At 57.0% G+C, this 19,761-nt stretch carries 19 protein-coding genes; 12 read left to right on the top strand and 7 right to left on the bottom strand.

Annotated elements, in window-relative coordinates:
• Positions 1 to 135: 135 nt before the first annotated feature.
• From LKO31_RS00430 to LKO31_RS00420, 3 genes are read right to left on the bottom strand one after another with little or no spacing between them, the layout of a single operon-like run.
• Positions 136 to 546 carry a YdbL family protein gene (locus LKO31_RS00430; protein ID WP_407699221.1) on the bottom strand — a complete coding sequence of 137 codons (411 nt, stop codon included), beginning with the start codon at positions 544 to 546 and terminating at the stop codon, positions 136 to 138.
• Positions 547 to 572: 26 nt separating this feature from the next.
• Positions 573 to 773, bottom strand: a complete 201-nt coding sequence (locus tag LKO31_RS00425; protein WP_227688114.1) for a YnbE family lipoprotein — start codon at positions 771 to 773, stop codon at positions 573 to 575.
• Between the two features lie 11 nt (positions 774 to 784).
• Positions 785 to 4,108: an intermembrane phospholipid transport protein YdbH family protein gene (locus tag LKO31_RS00420; protein WP_227688113.1), complete on the bottom strand. Its 3,324-nt coding sequence runs from the start codon at positions 4,106 to 4,108 to the stop codon at positions 785 to 787.
• Between the two features lie 156 nt (positions 4,109 to 4,264).
• Here LKO31_RS00420 and radC point away from each other — a divergent pair, with 156 nt between their 5' ends.
• A complete protein-coding gene (gene radC / locus LKO31_RS00415) occupies positions 4,265 to 4,954 on the top strand; it encodes a RadC family protein (RefSeq protein WP_227688112.1) in 690 nt (229 codons plus the stop codon).
• Positions 4,955 to 5,212: 258 nt separating this feature from the next.
• On the top strand, positions 5,213 to 5,632 hold the full coding sequence (rnk, locus tag LKO31_RS00410; protein WP_227688111.1) for a nucleoside diphosphate kinase regulator: 420 nt from the start codon (positions 5,213 to 5,215) through the stop codon (positions 5,630 to 5,632).
• 178 nt (positions 5,633 to 5,810) lie between these two features.
• Here rnk and LKO31_RS00405 read toward each other — a convergent pair whose 3' ends face one another.
• Positions 5,811 to 6,215 (bottom strand): EF-hand domain-containing protein, encoded by a 405-nt coding sequence (locus LKO31_RS00405; RefSeq protein ID WP_227688110.1) that lies wholly within the window; start codon positions 6,213 to 6,215, stop codon positions 5,811 to 5,813.
• A 209-nt stretch (positions 6,216 to 6,424) separates the two neighbouring features.
• Between LKO31_RS00405 and purB the strand changes: the two genes are divergently transcribed.
• The 8 genes from purB (at position 6,425) to LKO31_RS00365 (ending at position 14,073) form a co-directional block, all read left to right on the top strand.
• Positions 6,425 to 7,738, top strand: coding sequence for an adenylosuccinate lyase (gene purB / locus LKO31_RS00400; RefSeq protein ID WP_227688109.1), 1,314 nt, complete (start codon positions 6,425 to 6,427; stop codon positions 7,736 to 7,738).
• A gap of 195 nt (positions 7,739 to 7,933) precedes the next feature.
• On the top strand, positions 7,934 to 8,347 hold the full coding sequence (locus LKO31_RS00395) for a lipopolysaccharide assembly protein LapA domain-containing protein (protein WP_227688108.1): 414 nt from the start codon (positions 7,934 to 7,936) through the stop codon (positions 8,345 to 8,347).
• Complete coding sequence (gene pyrF, locus LKO31_RS00390) at positions 8,344 to 9,018, top strand: orotidine-5'-phosphate decarboxylase (RefSeq protein WP_227688107.1); 675 nt, start codon at positions 8,344 to 8,346, stop codon at positions 9,016 to 9,018. Before LKO31_RS00395 ends, pyrF begins: the two co-directional genes overlap by 4 nt.
• Positions 9,019 to 9,107: 89 nt before the next feature.
• On the top strand, positions 9,108 to 9,737 hold the full coding sequence (locus LKO31_RS00385; RefSeq protein WP_227688106.1) for a phosphoribosylanthranilate isomerase: 630 nt from the start codon (positions 9,108 to 9,110) through the stop codon (positions 9,735 to 9,737).
• 5 nt (positions 9,738 to 9,742) lie between these two features.
• Positions 9,743 to 10,981 (top strand): tryptophan synthase subunit beta, encoded by a 1,239-nt coding sequence (gene trpB, locus LKO31_RS00380; protein ID WP_407699224.1) that lies wholly within the window; start codon positions 9,743 to 9,745, stop codon positions 10,979 to 10,981.
• Positions 10,978 to 11,769, top strand: coding sequence for a tryptophan synthase subunit alpha (gene trpA / locus LKO31_RS00375; protein WP_227688105.1), 792 nt, complete (start codon positions 10,978 to 10,980; stop codon positions 11,767 to 11,769). The genes trpB and trpA overlap by 4 nt, the downstream gene beginning before the upstream one ends.
• Positions 11,766 to 12,617, top strand: a complete 852-nt coding sequence (gene accD / locus LKO31_RS00370; RefSeq protein WP_227688104.1) for an acetyl-CoA carboxylase, carboxyltransferase subunit beta — start codon at positions 11,766 to 11,768, stop codon at positions 12,615 to 12,617. The genes trpA and accD overlap by 4 nt, the downstream gene beginning before the upstream one ends.
• 79 nt (positions 12,618 to 12,696) lie before the next feature.
• Positions 12,697 to 14,073, top strand: coding sequence for a bifunctional folylpolyglutamate synthase/dihydrofolate synthase (locus LKO31_RS00365; protein ID WP_227688103.1), 1,377 nt, complete (start codon positions 12,697 to 12,699; stop codon positions 14,071 to 14,073).
• A gap of 64 nt (positions 14,074 to 14,137) precedes the next feature.
• Here the strand turns inward: LKO31_RS00365 and LKO31_RS00360 are convergent, their stop codons facing one another.
• Together LKO31_RS00360 and LKO31_RS00355 are read right to left on the bottom strand one after the other, a co-directional pair.
• Entirely contained in the window at positions 14,138 to 15,814 is a 1,677-nt protein-coding gene (locus LKO31_RS00360; protein ID WP_227688102.1) for an AmpG family muropeptide MFS transporter, read from the bottom strand.
• A 99-nt stretch (positions 15,815 to 15,913) separates the two neighbouring features.
• Complete coding sequence (locus LKO31_RS00355; protein WP_227688101.1) at positions 15,914 to 16,351, bottom strand: response regulator; 438 nt, start codon at positions 16,349 to 16,351, stop codon at positions 15,914 to 15,916.
• Positions 16,352 to 16,513: 162 nt separating this feature from the next.
• Between LKO31_RS00355 and LKO31_RS00350 the strand changes: the two genes are divergently transcribed.
• Together LKO31_RS00350 and rsmD are read left to right on the top strand one after the other, a co-directional pair.
• Positions 16,514 to 17,800, top strand: coding sequence for a pseudouridine synthase (locus tag LKO31_RS00350; RefSeq protein WP_227688100.1), 1,287 nt, complete (start codon positions 16,514 to 16,516; stop codon positions 17,798 to 17,800).
• On the top strand, positions 17,800 to 18,384 hold the full coding sequence (gene rsmD / locus LKO31_RS00345; RefSeq protein ID WP_227688099.1) for a 16S rRNA (guanine(966)-N(2))-methyltransferase RsmD: 585 nt from the start codon (positions 17,800 to 17,802) through the stop codon (positions 18,382 to 18,384). Before LKO31_RS00350 ends, rsmD begins: the two co-directional genes overlap by 1 nt.
• A 95-nt stretch (positions 18,385 to 18,479) precedes the next feature.
• On the opposite strand, the gene LKO31_RS00340 is transcribed toward rsmD, so the two are convergent.
• Complete coding sequence (locus LKO31_RS00340; RefSeq protein ID WP_227688098.1) at positions 18,480 to 19,754, bottom strand: MFS transporter; 1,275 nt, start codon at positions 19,752 to 19,754, stop codon at positions 18,480 to 18,482.
• Positions 19,755 to 19,761 lie beyond the last annotated feature (7 nt).

The following is a 19,761-nucleotide window of genomic DNA, read 5'->3' as shown; positions in this document are numbered from 1 at the left end:
TCCGTTTAGGTATGCATCCCCCGTAAGTCAATGCTTGTGCTGCACCATATAGAAATGCCGCAGCGCAAAAAGACGCCGCGGCATGAAAATTGTGGGTTATTCAATGGATTGCAGCGCAATATCCAAAATATATTTTTAGATGCACCGCGAATCGCGTATTGGCGCATCCGCACCCCGCGTTTGCCAGCTTCCATCGGGGGCTTTATATTTTTCACCCGGCTTTGTTTTGGCGATCAAATTACAAGCCGTGGTGAAGGCAAATTGCTCCACCGTGCTGCCAGCCGGCGCGCCATTGGTATAAGCTGCTTTGCGTTTGATATTGATATCCGTCACCAAATTGCGAATGTCGGGGGTCGGCGCGGTGACAAAGCCCAAATAGCCGTCAGGCTGCTCGCCAATCTGGCCTGCCGCACGTGCGGCTTCATAAGCAGGGTCACGCTGCGCCATGGCCGATGGAACCGCAACCGCCACAGCGGCAGCCGTTAACAAGGCCCCAGCGATCCAACGCTTCCGACCCATCAGCTTTTGTGATCCAATCTTTGTCATAATCTTCGTCCCTGTCGAATATATTGTCAGAATATGCCGCTATTTTGATCGATCAGCTTTTTGGCATCCCCGTCCAGCTTATAAACGATTTCCTGATTGATGCGGATGTTCAGGTTGATCTTTATTGGCTTATCTGGCGCTTTGATCTGCACACAGGCGGCCAGCGACATCAACGCAACTGCCACAACAATATTTTTCCCACCCAAGGCCAATAGACCTTCCTTCATTTTCGAAATTATCATTGCACAGGCTCGCTTGCTGAAGGCTGAACAAGCTTATTTTGCTGTTCGACCTGCTCTTCCATCTCTTCTTGCCTACGGATCAGTTCAGGCAAATTCTGTTCTATTTGGACACTGGGGTCATATAATCCCCGCACCGTTGTAAAAAGCGACCGGAAAGGCGCGCTGATTTTCACATTAAATATCATGGGAATACGCGCGATCTGACGAGTCAGGAAATTTTGGGTGGTCCCTTCCCCCTGTCCTACACCGCCAAAACGAATATCGGTCACCATTTCCCCGTCCAACTCGCCATTTAAGACAATCGACAGTTCGGAATAGTTGAGCGAGCGCAGCGCGCCAAAGGCAAAATTGGCCATCGCGCCCAGATTGCGGTTCGATAATTCGCCGACATAGGCGATATTTCCACCACCCGAACGCGAATCGACACGGCCATCGACAATCCGACCACCCAACCCACCAAATTCCACTGGCAAGCTTCCGTCAAACACCCCAGTCACGTTCAAATTTTCGAAATCAAAGCTTTGCATTAAATGCGCCGCATCAATGCCCACCAATTCAAAATTCAAATGGCGGGTTTCCTCGACGCCAAAATTCAACGTCGCGGGGTGCAAACGCAGTTCCCCGCTGGCCAACGGCCAACGGCCACCCTCGATCCGCACGGTTTGATCGCCGGTCAGCATATATTCGACTTTGCCGTCCAGCACGGCGATACCGGGGTTAATTTCGCCAATCGTCACAACTTGCGTTGGGGCCGAGCGCAAATTCAACAGATCATCAAAAACGATGGTCCCGCTTAGGTTACTAACGGGACCAAAGGCGGCCGCCAAATTGGTGTGCGCTGTGGCGAAAGTGCCATTGCTGGTGACGCCAGCATCATTCCAGCGAATAAAACCTTCACCAACAACCGACCCGTCGACATTGGCGACCACACCCAAGGCCAGACGGGTCAGTTGGTCGGGCTGAAATTGTTCATCAAAGCGCAATTCCTTGACAGTCAGCTTGGTCGAGCCACCGCTGCCATCAAATTGGTGGACGATATCGGCATCGACAATATGGCGAGCACTACGTTCTTCGTTGAAAGCGGCATGAGCGGTCATGCGGCCATTTTCAAAGCGCAGCGATGCAGCGGGCGCAACCAATGGCTGAAAACGCGGATCATCAGACGCATCCGTCAGGCGCATTTGGCCGTCCAGCGTTAGCGCCCCATTCGCCCATCGCCACACGCCATCAATTTGCCCCATGTTCAAGGGGACAGCGCCTATGCGCCCTTCCGCGCCGCTTAAATTGCCCGCCATGGCTGCACCGTCACGCCGCCCGTCAATATGGGCAACAGCAAAATGGGTAGGAACGGCTGGCGCGTCCTCTGGCTGGCTTGGGTTCGCGGGGCCTGTGCCTGACGGTGTTGCCACTTGGGCGGCAACCGCAGCAGGCGACAGGCTGATCACCGCATCGCGGGCGCTCCATCGGCCGCTGGCCAAATCCACCACGCTACGGCCTGCTTTGATATCCAGCAGGCTACCGTCTTGCGACGTGCCGCGTAGCGCCAATACGGGCATATTTATCTGCCCCGACAATCCTTGCGGCCCCATCGCCATCAAGGGCCGCCCCGCCGCGCTGCATAGGGACAAACGCGGCTTATCCACATGATAGCCGCCAAACAAAATCATCTGAGCATTTAGATTGTGACACCCACTATCCAGCGCCAAGACACCATTTCGGCTCCACCGGCCTTTCAGCGGGACGGTCGCACTTTCCACACGCCCGTCACCCACCGGACCCGACAGGCGAATCTGACCGTCGAAACGATAATCACCATCACCCGCGCCGCTGACCCTAAGCGGAGACATGGCGAGCATCGCATTGCCAGCGACATAAGGGGCCAAAGCAAATTGTCCATGGACATGGCCATCGTATTTACGCTGCACCTGGGCGGACAGATGCGGCAAGCCCCCACCGCGTACGTCCCATTTGCCATTCATAGTCCATGTCGGGCCGTCGCCGCCCATTTTATAGATTAAGCGGCTACCGGCGCCGCTGGTAATTTGACCGCCCGTTCCGCTTCGCAACTGCACATTGGCCAAGGTGAATTCGGAAACATCGCCGCTGCCCAACAACGCAAATTCCGCGCTGGTCGAAAAATCTGCCAAGGCCATGGATGCAGCGCGCCCCGCTTGCAGAACCACCGGACCGATGGGTGTGGCCGACAGGCCCGCCCCGCCTTGCACCAAGCTGTTTCGCCATGATGAGGCGACCGATGCCCGCGTCATCTTGGCTTCGCCTTCAATAGCTTGGCCATTGGACCCCGCATAGCCTGCGAAGTTCAGCGTCACCGCTTGCCCCTGCCCCTGCGGGGCCGACCAACGCTTGATCAAAGCAGAAACATTAACATCGGTTCGCTGCCTAGTTCCGGAAAAATGCCCCTCTATGCCGACGTCCCGCGCCGATAGTGATGCGACTTTCACCGTTGGCGACGCCGCATCCATGCGGCCGCGCCAACGGGTCATGTCTTCGGAAATTCCGGCATCCAGATTAACGCGAAGCTTGTCCAGCCGCACATCCTGCTGTGCACAGGTCAAGCGATCCAATGTCAGCGGACCAAGAAATTGCGGTTCTGCGCGGCGTATCCGCACATCCCCTTGGAAGGTGGTCTGCTGCCCTGAACAGCCCGCCACCTGTAACGCAGGTGCCAGCAACACCAGCTTGCCATTGAAATTGCGCCGCAAATTCCCAGCGCCATTCAAAGACGCGCCGATATTCGCCCATGGCGTGACAATCGACAGGCGCGCATCGTCCAATCGGGCATAAAAGTCAGGCAGTGAAAAGGGTTTATCGCTGGTGGGGTCCGTAAATTTATCCAATTCCCCAAAGCTGACTTTGCCTTGTTGATAGCGCCCCACCAAGCGCAAGCCATCCGCCCGCACGCTGTCAATTGTTGGACCAGACAAGCCCCAATGCAGCGTCAATTCCAACGATTTGGCAAGCAAATCAGGCCGGTCAGGCCGCCCTATGACAACATTGGTCAACCGCTGGGTACGCAGTCCAATGGCTTCGATATCATAGGTGGCGGCAATACCGCGATCATCCAATTGTTGGCGGATCAATTCATCGCTGATGGCCACCCGCTGTGCCCACAACAGGCCAGCAACCGCCACCAATGTTCCCGTACCAATCAGCAAAGCTTTTTTGCGGCGCGATAGGCGCGAGAAGCGGGATCCCAATTGACTTGAACGCGCATCGCCGCTGCCAAGGGCGTCGTCGTCCACGGCACTTTGTGCATCCATGGGCCGATCAGGCCTATTGGGCGGCACGCTGCTGGTCATAATTTTTGCTTTTGGGCTGATATATCAAAGATACTCGGCAACTGCTCCGCTTTGCAGCAGAATATAGAGCATCTTAAGCATTGGGTCGCCATGATCATCACTGCCATGACCTTATGACCGTTGAGGTGCGCCCGCAAGGCGGCTATTCTCAATTTCATGGGGGACACGGAAAATATTCAGCCTGACCATTTGGGGCATCGCGGACGATTGCGGGCTCGACTGCTGGCGGACCCGCAAAGCTTGGCCGATTACGAACTTATTGAATATCTTCTGGCGCTTGCCATTCCCCGCCGTGACACAAAGCCCTTGGCGAAAATATTGCTGCGCGAATTTGGCAGCTTTTCCCAAACCATCAGCGCCGACCCCGAATCGCTGCGCCGTATAAAAGGCATGGGGGACGGCGCGATTGCTGCCTTGAAAATTGCCCAAGCCACCAGCCTGACCATGTTACGCGATCAATTTCGTGATCAACCCATTTTGTCCAGCTGGGACGCCCTGCTCGATTGGCTGCGCGCCGACATGGGGCCAATAGAGCGCGAACGGGTTCGGGTTTTATATTTGAACAGCCGCAATATGTTAATCCGCGACGAATTGGTTAGCGAAGGCTCTGTTGATCAAAGCGCCATTTATATTCGCGAAATTGTCCGCCGTGCGTTGGAACTGGCCGCCGCCGCCATCATCATTGTCCACAACCACCCCAGTGGAAATCCAGAACCCAGCCGGCAAGACATTAATATTACCCGCGATCTGGCCGACGCAGCGGGCAAATTGGGTATCACGCTGCATGATCATATCATCATTGGCGGCCAAGATTTCCGAAGCCTGCGTTCTATGGGATTGATTTAGGTATATTTCTTACATCATTAAAGCGCATTTGACTTGCCCGCCCATGCAGGACATCATTGCAGGATGAAGATTCGACGCGACCTTTTTCGTTTTCGCCTTCACGGGGGCCAACTTCTCGCGGGCATTTAGCCCCGGGTTCCAGCGCGCCCGCGCTTAGAGCCCGGGGCAGCCGCTGACGTCCTTCCTAAATAACTGAAATTTTCTGACCACAGCGTATGATTTGCGCTGACTTTGTCTATACCACGGAAAGCCCGTACCATGACCACTCGTCCCACGGTTCGTAAGCCACGCGTTCATATGATCGACACGCAAGCTGATGCCCTCTCCACTTTGGCATTGGCCAAGGAAGATGATCTTCCCGAAATTTGCGAAATGCTGCTGGACGAAATCAACCGCGCGAACATCCATACCGCCAAGAAATTCCCCGCAGATGCCGTGGCGATGGGATCGCAGGTAACCTATGTGGATGAAGCATCGGGCGCCGAGCGCAGCGTAACATTGGTTTTCCCACGCGATGCCGATATTTCAGCAGGGCGTGTGTCCATTTTGACGCCCATTGGTGCCGGACTAATTGGAATGACAAAGGGCGCGTCCATCAGCTGGCCTGACCGCGATGGCAAGAAACGTATTTTGACAATCATCGACGTGAGCCAACCGGCTGATTTGCCGTCAAGCTAAACATGATCATGAGGGCCCCTGTCGCTCGAACCTTCATGGACGGTGACGGATGTGGTTCAGGACCTCATGCCGCCAAAATTAAAAACAGCCGCCGAAATGTTCCGGCGGCTGTTTTTATTTACGTCTTTTTCACATCCCATCGTCAAATCCACGGCTTTCCGACGATAGGACAGGATATTTAAGCTCCACGCGACAAAAAGCTGAGCAATTCGGCTTTGCTGACGCTTGCCGAGCTATCAGCGTCAGCAACCTTAAAGGCCTGAGCCGCCCAAGTTGCGGGGTCAACGGCTGGTGACTGCTGCGGCGCAGACGCACGAAGCTTGGTCATCCATGCTGTAAACTCTGCCGCGCTCAATTCCCCATTGGCGTCGCTGTCATATATTCCAAACTCCTTGTCCACAATGGCCGCAATTTGATCAGCCGATGCCGCTTGGCCGGTTGGGGCCTGATCAGCCACCGGTCGCGCGGCCTGTTCGGTCGGGGCGTGCGCATGTTCCGCGCCATCTGTTGGCTGCATAGTCTGCGCCATAGCAGGAACACTCATGATAGCGGCACCAACGAACAAAATCTGCTTTAACATCATATTCTCCTTGTGGGCGCAGGACCGCGATAGCGTGATGTGCGCCCGTTCCAAAAGACATGGGCCATAAAGACATGGGATAATAAGGCGCGATTTTCCTTTCCGTTGCGTGCAACAGCCGATTGGCGAAGCAGCCCACCGATGCTAGGGGGCGGTCAACCCCTGTTGCGCTTCGATTCCACGACAAGCCGACAAAATAGGAAGGAATTTTCATGGTCCCGCGTTACGCTCGGCCGGATATGACCGCGATCTGGTCTGCCGAAAACCGTTTCAAAATCTGGTTTGAGATTGAAGCCCATGCAACGCAGGCGCTTGGCGAGCTTGGGGTTGTCCCCAAATCTGCCGCCAAGGCGCTGTGGGACTGGTGGGCCACCAACCCTGCCATTGACGTTCCCGCCCTCGACGCCATTGAAGCGGTCACCAAGCATGACGTCATCGCATTTTTGACGTGGGTGTCGGAAAATGTCGGCGAAGAAGCGCGCTTTATGCACCAAGGCATGACGTCTAGCGACGTGCTCGACACCTGCCTTGCTGTGCAAATGACCCAAGCCGCCGACATTTTGCTGGCTGATCTGGACCAGTTGCTGGCCGCCATTAAAAAGCGCGCTTATGAACATAAGCTCACCCCAACCATTGGCCGCAGCCATGGCATTCACGCCGAACCTGTCACCTTTGGTTTGAAGCTGGCCCAAGCTTATGCCGAATTTGATCGCTGCAAAAAGCGCCTGATTGCGGCCCGCGAAGATATTGCGACCTGTGCGATTTCGGGCGCGGTGGGCACCTTCGCCAATATCGACCCCAAGGTTGAAGCCTATGTGGCGGACAAGCTGGGCCTTGCTATTGAACCGGTATCCACACAAGTTATCCCGCGCGACCGCCATGCGATGTTCTTTGCGGTGCTGGGTGTGATCGCTGGCTCGATCGAACGTTTGGCCATTGAAGTGCGTCACTTGCAGCGCACCGAAGTGCTGGAAGCGGAGGAATATTTCTCCCCCGGTCAAAAGGGCTCGTCCGCGATGCCGCACAAGCGCAATCCTGTGCTGACAGAAAATCTGACCGGTTTGGCCCGCATGGTGCGCAGCGCCGTTATCCCGGCGATGGAAAATGTTGCTTTGTGGCACGAACGCGACATCAGCCATTCGTCGGTGGAACGCTTCATCGGCCCAGACGCGACCATCACGCTGGACTTTGCCTTGGCTCGCCTGACCGGTGTGATCGACAAATTGGTAATCTATCCAGCACGGATGGAAAAGAATTTGAACCGCATGGGCGGTTTGGTGCATTCGCAGCGCGTATTGCTTGCCCTGACCCAAGCTGGCGCGAGCCGCGAAGAAAGCTATGTGCTGGTTCAACGCAACGCCATGCGCGTCTGGGAAAGCGATGGCCAATTGTCGCTGCTGGAACTGCTGAAGGCCGACACGGACGTTTCCGCGCGATTGTCGGACGCCGAACTGACCGCTTTGTTCGATCTGGAATATCATATGAAGCATGTCGACACGATTTTTGATCGCGTTTTCACGGCTTAATTCAGCCGATAATTGAGTTCAATTGGCCCGCCAATTGAACTCAATGCCCGCTCAAACGTCACAGACAGGCCGTCTTTGTCTGTGACGTTTCGCTTATATCAAGCGCCGAGCATGGGCGGCACTGGTCAACAACGCCAATATGGCCTAGCCTGATCCATAGGCAGACCATATCGGTCACCGCAAGGATCTGGCACGATGAATATGCTGCGCACGATTATCTGGGTTTTGCTCACCGCCATATTGGTGATTTTTGCGATGGCCAATTGGAGCCCAGTCACGGTCACAGTGTGGCCCGGACAGGTTCTGGATACCAAATTGCCCTTGCTGATCTTGATTTCCTTTTTAATCGGCAGCGTACCGATGTGGATTGCCCTGCGCACCACACGCTGGACATTGAACCGCCGCTTGAATGACAGCGATCGCCAATTGGCCGATCTGCGCGCCATGGCGCATCGTCAGGCCGAAGCAAATGCCGCCGTTGCCGCTGCCGTCGCCGCGTCACCGGAACCCGTTCCAGCCCCCACCACCCATCTTGCCGACGACATCAACCCTGTCGCTGTGCCGACGCGCGGCGACAATGTGCCCCCTCCGCCAATGGAAAAATTATGACCTCTCCCATTTATCTTGCGATTGACACAGTAAAGACAGATGCCGCCATTGCCTTGGCAGGACAGGTTCGAAACCATGTTGGCGGCCTGAAATTGGGTTTGGAATTTTTCTGCGCCAATGGTCATCATGGCGTGCAAGAGGTCGCGAAACTGGGCTTGCCCATTTTCTTGGATTTGAAACTGCACGATATTCCCAACACGGTGGCCAAAGCGGTGGAGGCTCTGCGTCCGTTGGAGCCCGCCATTTTGACGGTTCATGCGGCGGGCGGACGCGCGATGTTGGAAGCAGCCAAAGCGGCCGCATCGCCCAAAACAAAGGTTGTGGCCGTCACCGTGCTAACCAGTTTGGACCAACCCGACCTTGCGGACATTGGCGTGAACGCCCAGCCGATTGAGCAAGTGGAACGTCTGGCCAAGCTGGTCCGCGATGCCGGATTGGACGGCATTGTCTGTTCGGGTCACGAGGTAGGGCATGTCCACAAATTCTGGCCCGATGGTTTTTTTGTTGTGCCCGGTGTTCGCCCCGCCAACAGCGCATCCGGCGATCAGAAACGCACGGTTACGCCCGCACAGGCCAAAGCCGACGGCGCATCCATCTTGGTGATTGGTCGCCCGATCAGTCAGGCCGAAAACCCCGACCAAGCGGCGCGCGATATTGGCGCGACGCTGTAACCATCACCGGAATATAATGGCGTAACCGCTAGGCGAAAGCGAAGGCGCAATATTCGATGCATCAGGGAAAATTGGGGGTCTGGTTCACTATGCCGCCGCTTGTCAAAATCTGTGGGCTGTCAAACGCCCAGACCATCGACGCCGCCATATTTGGGGGTGCGACCCACATTGGCTTGGTCCATTTCGCGCCCAGTCCGCGCCATTTGACGCTGGCGAAGGCCGCCGAAATGCGCGCCGTCGTCGGGCCACGTGCGAAAGTGGCCTTATTATTGGTCAATGCTGCGCCCGCATTGATCGCCGAAGCCATTGCAGCGGTTCAACCCGACATCATTCAATTTCATGGTGCGGAAACGCCCGATTTTATGGCGCAAGTCAAACAGCAAAGTGGGCTGGAAATTTGGAAGGCGATGGGATTAAAATCGCGCGAAAACCTGAATGATAGCGCGCAATATCAAGGCATTGTGGACCGCATGCTGTTTGATGCGCCAGCACAGGCCTTGCCCGGCGGCAATGGCACAAGATTTGACTGGTCGCTGTTGCAGGGCCACCGGCACCAAATGGATTGGGGCATTGCGGGCGGCCTGTCACCGGCGAATGTCGCCCAAGCCATTGCCGAAACCCACGCCCCTTTGGTCGATGTATCATCGGGCGTTGAAAGCGAAGCAGGCGTGAAGGATGTGGACAAGATCGCCGCATTCCTTAAAGCAGCAGGGCGATGAACAAGATGACCGATATGAACGACCATAATTCCCATGCTACCGCGGCCAACAGCCTGCGCCAGCAACCTGATGCGCGCGGCCATTTCGGCCAATTTGGCGGGCGCTATGTCGCCGAAACGCTGATGCCGCTGATCCTTGACTTGGAACGCGAATATCGCGCCGCACAAGCCGACCCCGAATTTCAGCGGGAATTTGACTATCTGCTGAAACATTATGTTGGCCGCCCCAGCCCGCTGTGGCTGGCCCAGCGCCTGACCGATGATTTGGGCGGTGCCAAAATTTATCTCAAGCGCGAGGACCTCAACCACACGGGCGCGCACAAAATCAACAATTGCATCGGTCAGATCCTGCTGGCCAAGCGCATGGGCAAACAACGCATTATTGCGGAAACGGGCGCTGGCCAACATGGTGTGGCAACCGCAACTGTGGCGGCCTTATTCGGCTTGCCCTGCACTATATTCATGGGCGCGGTGGACGTCGCACGCCAGCAACCCAATGTGTTCCGCATGAAATTGCTTGGCGCAGAAGTGGTCGCGGTGGAAAGCGGTGCCAAAACGCTGAAGGACGCGATGAACGAAGCGATGCGCTATTGGGTCGCCAATGTGCATGACACTTTCTACATCATCGGCACCGCTGCGGGCCCACACCCCTACCCCGAATTGGTGCGCGATTTCCAAAGCATTATCGGCACCGAAGCGCGCGAACAAATTTTGGAAGCCGAAGGCCGCTTGCCGGACATGCTGATCGCCCCTGTTGGCGGCGGCAGCAACGCCATTGGCTTGTTCCACCCCTTCTTGGATGACACAGATGTCGAAATCGTCGGCGTCGAAGCCGCTGGCGAAGGGCTGGACAAGCGCCATGCCGCCAGCCTCACCGGCGGACGTCCCGGCATTTTGCACGGCAATAAAACCTATTTACTGCAAGACGAAGACGGTCAAATCACCGACGCGCACAGCATTTCGGCGGGTCTGGATTATCCCGGAATCGGACCAGAACATAGCTGGCTGCACGAAATTGGCCGTGTGCGTTATGAACCTGTGACCGATGACGAAGCCTTGGCCAGTTTCCAACGCTTGACCAAGCTGGAGGGCATTATTCCAGCCTTGGAAAGCGCGCACGCCATTGCCGCGGCGGAGCGTATCGCGCCCACCATGTCCAAGGATCAGATTATCATCGTCAACCTGTCTGGGCGCGGCGACAAGGATATTTTCACCATTGCCGATGCCTTGGGAGTAAAGCTGTGAGCCGGTTTGACGCTGCATTTGGCAAGGGCCACCCTGCTTTGGTGACCTTTATCACCGCCGGAGACGGGGACACGCCAGCGATATTGGATGCCGTGATGGCAGGCGGCGCGGATGTTATCGAATTGGGCATGCCCTTTACCGACCCGATGGCCGATGGTCCCGCTATTCAGGCCGCCAACCTGCGCAGCCTTTGCAAAGGCACGACCACCGCAGATGTTTTCCAAATCGCCCGCGATTTTCGTGCGCGCTATCCCGAAACACCCGTCGTGTTGATGGGCTATGCCAATCCCATGACCATTCGCGGGGCCGATTGGTTTGCCGCGCAATGCAAGGACGCGGGCGTTGACGGCGTGATTTGCGTCGATATTCCTGCCGAAGAAGATCCAGAGCTGGGTCCGGCGCTGCGCGACGCGGGCGTCGATTTCATCCGCCTTGCCACCCCGACAACCGATGCAAAGCGCTTGCCCGCCGTACTAGATGGCGCGGGCGGCTTCCTATATTATGTATCGGTGGCAGGCATCACAGGATCGCAGCAAGCGGCGCAGTCCAGCGTGCAAGAAGCAGTTAATCGCTTGAAAGCGGCTACGAAATTGCCCGTCGCGGTTGGATTTGGTATTCGCACCCCCGAACAAGCCGCAGCCATCGCCAAGGTGGCAGATGGTGTTGTTGTTGGTTCTGCGCTTATCGACATTGTCGCAGAATATGGTAATGACGCGCCCCGACACGTTGAAATATTAACGAAAAAACTTGCCGATGCCATTCACGGCGCAAAGGAGATCGCCGCATGAGCTGGCTAGACCGCGTTCGCAACGCCCTTCCCTTCGCAGCAAAGCGCGATACCGCCGATAATTTGTGGCACAAATGCCGCCAATGTTCGCAAATGGTGTTTGTCAAGGAATGGGAAGATAATCTGCACGTCTGCCCGCGCTGCGACCATCATGACCGTATTGGGGCAAAGCAACGTTTTGCTCAATTATTTGACGGTGGCCGTCATGAATTAATCAGCGCCCCTTCGGCCCCCGAAGATCCGCTGAAATTTCGCGACACCAAAAAATATGTCGACCGCATCAAGGCCGCGCGCACCCAAACGGGTGATCGGGACGCGTTTCAAAACGCCTATGGCACCATAAAAGGCCAAGGCGCGGTGGTTGGCGTGCAAGATTTCGCTTTCATGGGCGGGTCGATGGGCGTCGCGGTGGGCGAAGCCTTTGTGGCCGGTGTCAACGAAGCCATTCGCCGCAAAGTGCCGTTCATCGCCCTGACTGCGGCTGGTGGCGCGCGCATGCAAGAAGGCACCTTGTCGTTGATGCAAATGCCGCGCTCGACCGTGGCGCTGGCCCGTCTGCGCCGTGCTGGTTTACCCTATATTGTGCTGTTGACCGACCCGACAACGGGCGGCGTTACCGCCAGCTATGCGATGTTGGGCGATATCCAAATTTCCGAACCCAAGGCCCTGATCGGCTTTGCGGGTGCGCGCGTCATTGAAAACACCATTCGCGAAAAATTGCCCGAAGGGTTCCAGCGCGCGGAATATTTGTTGGATCATGGCATGATCGACATGGTGGTCCACCGCCGCGATTTGCCGGAAACGCTGGGCCGCTTGATCGGTTATATGGTGCCTGAAAAGGCCGCCTAAGCGCCGAACATCGGGATATCGCATCAGGCGGCGAAGGCAATTTCGCCGTCTGATTTCTTATAGAAAACAGGCTGACAAGATGGTCGATCACGCGATTTCCGCACATGCTGGCGTTCAAGCGCAACTCGACAGGCTGACCGCTTTGTCTCCAGGCCGCGATATTTTGGGCTTGGACCGTATCCGCAGTCTGTGCGAACGGCTGGGCAACCCCCAAGATCAACTGCCGCGCATTTTCCATGTCGCGGGCACCAATGGCAAAGGGTCAACCTGCGCCAATTTGCGCGCCATGCTGGAAGCCCAAGGCCGCCGCGTTCATTGTTACAGCAGCCCCCATTTGGTGCGTTTTAACGAACGTATCCGCATAGCAGGCACGCTGATCAGCGACGATTATCTGGCCGAACTGCTGTCCGAAGTATTGGACGTCGCCGAAGATTTGCGCGCTAGTTTCTTTGAAGTCACCACCGCCGCCGCTTTGCTGGCCTTTGCCCGCAACCCCGCCGATGATGTGATCATCGAGGTTGGTCTGGGCGGGCGATTGGACGCCACCAACATCATCCCCGCTCCGGCGGTTTGCGGCATTGCATCGCTGGCCATTGACCATGAAGCCTTTTTGTTGGCGCCAGAGGATGGCACGCCGTCCGAACCTTTGGCCCGCATCGGCTTTGAAAAAAGCGGGATCATCAAGCAAGGGTGCAAGGTCGCGACATCAGCCTATCCCGCCCATGTCCGCGCGGTGATCGCGGACAAAGCCGCATCGGTGGGGGCAGAAGTTTTTGCCCAAGACTTGCATTGGCGCGCCGAAGTGGTGGACGGACAGCTATATTGGCATGGCGATGGCCAGACATTCGGCCCCTTCACGCCCGCGCTTATCGGACCACATCAGGTGCAAAATGCAGCCTTGGCGGTGGCCATGCTCTATTTGGCGGACGGCAAAGCCTTTGATGTTGATGCGGCGAAAAAAGGGATCGCCAGCACCGTCTGGCCGGGCCGTATCCAACGCTTAGAGGCTGGTCCGCTGGCGGATATTCTGCTGCCCTCACGCCCCATTTGGGTTGATGGCGGGCATAATCTGGATGCCGCACAGCAATTGGCCAACAGCTTGGCGGCCCATATCGCCCTTGATCAGAAAATTGACCTGATTTTGGGCATGTTATCGAACAAAGACGCCCAAGGTTTTTTGACCAACATCGCCCCCCATGTGCGCCGCATGATCGCCGTGCCGATTGATGGGCATGAGCATTTTCAGGCCGATGATCTGATCACTATGGCAGCCAATGCTGGCATCATGCGCCAAGATAGCGCGCCCAATTTGACCGCCGCGATGCAGATGTTGGCACAGGTGGATAGCGCGAGAACAGACCCAAGCACCCCGACCAGCACCGCCCCCGTGCTGATCGGCGGTTCGCTTTATCTGGTTGGTCTCGCGCTATTGGCCAACGAGCAATATCCGGAATAATCGGGCCAGCTGGCTCGGCGTGCTAGGGGCGCTGATAAGCGCCCCTATTTTAACGCGCTACCGTTCAGGCCCGCGTACGCGCCTTGCTCCACCCGTCGCGCAGCCATTCGAACAAGCAGAGCACAACGGCAATACCGCCCAATCCCGCCGCGAAAATAAAGATGCTGGCATAGCCATTTTGTTCAATCGCTTCGCCAATCGCGCCGCGTCCCAATGCTCCGACCAAAAATGTCAGCGACGACAATAAAGCATATTGCACCGCGGAATAGGTTTTCGAGGTAATGCTGGACAGATAGGCGACAAAGGCCGCCCCCGCTATACCGCCGGCGACATTCTCGCCAGCAATGGCGATGAGCAAACGGCCAAATCGTTCATCGACGCCAAAATGCGCAACCGCCCAGTAAAATCCTGACAAACGGCCAAAAATATCAATCGCCGCCCCGCCAGAGGCCAGATCGGCATAGAGCAAGTTGGTCGCGGCGGCCAAAACCGCGCCCAAAAACAGCGTCAGCAAGCGCCCAGCCCAAACGAACATCATCGCGCCAACCGCAATGCCCAGCATCGTCATGCCAACGCCAAAAAATTTGCTGGCAATCGCCACCTGATCATTGGTGTAGCCCAATTCTTGCAAATAAAATGGCAGAGCGAACGGCCCCCACACACTGTCGGTCAGACGATAGGTTAAGATGATGCCCAAGGCCGTCACCGCGCCCCATTTCAACCGCCCAACAATTTCGGCCAGCGGCATGAGCAAGGCATCATAAGCGTGGCTGAGGAAATTGCGCAGCGCCCCGCCCGTCGTCAATGACGCTTGGCGATCATCGCCTGCTGGGTCTGCGGCATTCATGCTCATTCCATTTAAAATGGCGGCAATAATGGCGGGAACCAGTACGGTGGCGATGACAATGAATGGCCCCGTGAATTTGATAAAGGCGGTGGCATCGGGGCGCAGGTCCGGCGTCGCCGTCAAAGATTGCACCATGAATTGCAGAACCGTAAAAATGGCCCACGCCCATGCCGCGCCAACCAAGCCGATGGCCGCGGCGCGAACCCGAAATGGCAAATTATCGTGCATCCGCGTAGCAGCATCGCCCGCCAAAGCTTGGGGACGCGGCGTGTCTGGCGCGCACAGCGTCGCAATGACGGCCCCCAACATCGCCACACCCAGCATCAAATATACTTGGGGCCAACCAATGCGCGCGGCCAAAATCAAGGCCAGCGCGCCGCCCACCAGCGTCGCCACCCGATATCCCAATTGGGTGACGGCGGACATAATTTCCAACGTCGCCTGTTCATCCGCCACATCGACGCGCCATGCATCAATGACGATATCTTGGGAAGCGGATGCAAAAGCACCAATACCGGCGATCAACGAGAACCAGCCCAAATAGCTGGATGGGTCGAGCCGCGACAAAAGAATGAAACTGCCCGCCAACAGCATTTGAATGGGCAGCAACCAACTGCGGCGGCGGCCCAGATGATGCAACACAGGTAAAGCAACGCGGTCCACCGCTGGAGACCAAAGGAATTTAAAGGCATAGGCCAAACCAATGAGCGAAAAGACGCCCATGGTTTCCAAATCCACCTTTTCCTCGCCCAGCCACGCATAGAGCGTGCCGAGCAACAAAACATTGGGCAGGCCCGATGCAAAACCAAAGATCAGCATGATGGCCATTTTGCGGTTGGTCATCGCGGCGCGGAACAGCGCCCAACCGCTCAGCTTGCCATCATTCCCTGCCATATCTGCAAATCCTCCGCTGCTGGGTTAAGCCTTGGGGTTAAAGGCCTTGGCCAGCAATTGAAACGGTGAATTTCACCATGGCCCGATTAGTTTGAATGATCAGATGATCTCTGGCCGCCAAAATGTCTCTATCCCGCGAATTTTACGGGGCATTTTTCGTTTGGCAATCATCATATCCAACCCGCGCAGGGCCGATAACAACAAGGCAGGCGTATGCGGTTTATGCAGGCATGAAATGGCAAAGTCCGCGACGTCATCGGGGCGTTTCCCCGTTACCAACAATACCGGTATTTTGCGGTCTTTGGCCAATCGGGCGACATCACGGCCCGTCATATGGCCCGCCAATTCCATGTCCAAAATCAGGGCATCCAGCGGTACGTCCGCAATGAAGGGCACCGCCGCCTCCCCACTCTCGACCGTGGCGATCACCTCATAGCCATGTTGTTTCAATGCATATTCATTATCGAAAGCGATCAAGGGATCGTCCTCGATAATCAACAGCCGCTTGACGGATGACGGGCGAAACGCGAAGAGCATCTTTATTCCTTCAGTCACCATTTGCATGACTTGCCAGATAGATTCTTACAAGATGGCATCGACACCCCATCGACGAACCGACCATTTTCGGGCTATGAACGTGGCAGAAACGCAACATATTCGGCTGTAAAGACAGCCATAACAGAAAGCCTTATTCCCGCGATGACGACACGACGTCCACCTCGCCCCCCTTCAGATCGCGGCAGCCCTAGTGGCGGCCGCTCGGGCCGCACCCCAACGGGTCGCGGCACTAGCCGCGCTGACAGCCGCGCCGAGGGCCGTGATGCCCCTCGATCTGATCGCCGTTTCAGCAAGCAAAATGATGCGCCGCGCGGCCAACACAGCGAAGGCGGTCGAGCCGAACGCTCCGGCGGCCAACGCCCTGATCGTGCGCCCAGCCGTGGAAACCCGCGTGACGGCGCCCCATCACGCACAGGTTCACGCGATGATGCGCGTTCGCCCTATCGCGCCGATGCGCGCAGCACGGGCCGAAGCGATAACCGCGCCCCCTCGCGCCGCGATGACCGACCAGCCCACCGCCGCACTGACGCACGCGTGGATGCGGGCCGCAGCGACCGCCCCAACCGCCGCCGTCCCTCGGACACGCGCGGGCCCGACACACGCACGCTGCGCCAAGAAAGTTCGGCCAAGTCCGCACCGCGCAAGGCCCCCGCACGTCCGCACAGCAATGGATCCGACACCGAAGTCGACAGTGAAGGCGATTTGATCGACGGGCCCCAGCGCATTGCGAAGTTACTGGCCCGTGCCGGCGTCGGTTCGCGCCGCGACGTGGAACGGATGATCGACGAAGGACGCATCGCGCTGAACGGGGAATTAATTACCCAGCCTGCGCCTTTGCTGGCCAGCCTTGACGGGCTCACGGTCGATGGCAATCCGGTCGCCAAGCCGGTTTCGACCCGCCTCTATCGTTTTTACAAGCCAGTGGGGTGCTTGACGGCGGCCCGCGACCCCAAAGGGCGCAAAACCATTTATGATGTGTTGCCCGAAGGTTTGCCGCGATTGATGCCGGTTGGCCGATTGGACTATAACACCGAAGGGCTGATGCTGCTGACCAATGATGGCGAATTTAAGCGCAAGCTGGAACTGCCCGCCAGCGGCGTAGAACGCACCTATCGTGCCCGCGCCTTTGGTGATGTATCGCAAGCCCAGCTCGAAGAATTGGTGCTGGGCGTTGAAATTGATGGCGTGCGCTATGGCAAAATCGACGCCAATTTGGAACGGCGTACAGGCCGCAACCAATGGATTGAACTGACCCTGACCGAAGGCAAGAACCGCGAAGTGCGTAACGTGCTGGAACATTTGGGTTTGCAAGTCAGCCGCTTGATCCGTGTTCGCTATGGCGAGTTTAGCATCGACGGGCTGGAGGCCGGTCAGGTCGATGTAGTTCCGCGTGATATCTTGTTCCAATTCCGTAGGTTACTTAGCTGATGCGTATTATTTCTGGTGAATGGCGCGGGCGCAAATTGCTGGCCCCCAAAAATGACGCCACCCGTCCCACGGCGGACCGCACGCGCGAAACACTGTTTTCCATGCTGACCAGCCGTGTCGGCAGCTTTGAAGGCCTGGTGGTGGCGGACCTGTTCGCGGGCTCTGGCGCTTTGGGGCTGGAGGCTTTGTCACGCGGGGCCGAAAGCTGCTTGTTCGCGGAGCAAGACCGCGACGCGTTGGACGCGCTCAAGAAAAATCTGACGAGCTTGGATGCCGGTAAGCGGGCCGAGGTACGGGCGGGTTCCGTGATGTCCTTGGGTCCAGCGCGCCGTGGCTATGATATCATCTTTATCGACGCCCCTTATGGTACGGGCGCGGGCAGCGTCGCGCTCGATAAATTGCGTCGCTTGGGCTGGGTGGGTGCGGGCACATGGGTGTCCATCGAAACCGCCGGAACCGAAGAGGTGAATATTCGCGGTTTTGAAATGGAGGCCGAGCGCAAGGTCGGCAAAGCCAAGCTCAGCTTGCTGCGCACCATCGCCGCGCCAGCGGATCAGGTCGATCAGACAGATAAGGCCGACTGAGCCCCTCCCCACATCATGGGCCGAAACCAACACAAGACATAGCAAAAACGCCGCCCCAACCGGAGCGGCGTTTTTTTTATCCTGTCCCAATCGGTTTATGCAGCCAACTTCTTGCGGCGCACCACCATCAGGCCTAGCCAACTGACGACACCCGCCAAGGCCAGATATAGGCCGATCACCTGTGTTCCGCCCCAATCGCCCAAGGCCTGCGCGATGATGGGGGCCGCCGCGCCGCCCAAAATCCCGCCGCCATTAAAAGCGATAGACGATCCGGTATAGCGCAAATGCACGGGGAATAATTCGGTCAGCCACACGCTTAATGGGCCATAGACCAAGCCCATTACAAATAGCGATGCCGACAGGCCCATCCACACCAGCCACAAATTGCCCGACGCCAGCAACGGGCCAAAGCCAAGGCCGATCACAATCGTCGCGCCGCAGCCCCATGTCAGCACCTTTTGCGCGCTGGTTGCGTCGCTTTTATAGCCGGAATAAATAATCCCCGCCGCCATGAACAGAATGGCGAACAGTTGGACGACCAAAAATTCGGTGCGATTATAACCCAATACCGTGGTGCCATGCGCCAAGGCAAAGGATGTCGCGAGATAGAAAATCGCGAAACAGGCCACCACCGCGAATATGCCAGCCAAGGTCAGTGTCAAATGATGGCGCAGCAACAGGCTGATCGGCACGCCTTCTGGTGGGCCTTTTTCCAATACCTCGGCAAAGGCGGGCGTTTCGCCGATCTTCAGACGCACCCATAGGCCCAGCCCGACCAACACCGCCGAAAATAAGAACGGAATGCGCCAGCCCCAAGCCATGAAATCTGCGTCACTCAGTGTCAGACCAAGGATCAGGAACAGGCCGTTGGCCGCGATAAAGCCCACGGGCGCGCCCAATTGCGGGAACATGCCAAAACGGGCGCGCCAGCCTTTGGGCGCATTTTCCACCGCCAACAGCGCCGCACCGCCCCATTCACCGCCCAGCCCCAGCCCCTGACCAAAGCGCAGCAAGCATAGCAAGAAGGGCGCAACCCAGCCCACCATCGCATGGGTCGGCAAAAAGGCGATCAGCGTGGTGGAAGCCCCCATCAGCATCAATGATGCGACCAATGTGGATTTACGGCCCACCCTGTCGCCGAAATGGCCAAAGACGACTGCCCCGACAGGCCGTGCAAAAAAGGCCAGTGCAAAGCTCATGAAACTGAGCATCAACTGGGCGGATGCGGATTCCGTCGGAAAAAATAGCGGGCCGAACACCAAGGCCGCAGCCGTGCCATAAATATAAAAATCATAAAATTCGACCGCCGTCCCAACAAGGCTGGCAGAAAGCACGCGCCCGTTCGCGCGATATGGCGCTAAATTTAGCAAATGCAGA

Origin of the sequence: Sphingopyxis yananensis, from assembly GCF_020687785.1 — a bacterium.
Taxonomy (GTDB): Bacteria; Pseudomonadota; Alphaproteobacteria; order Sphingomonadales; family Sphingomonadaceae; genus Sphingopyxis; species Sphingopyxis yananensis.
Note: the sequence above shows the minus strand (reverse complement) of the source record. Positions and strands in the feature narration are given on the sequence as shown.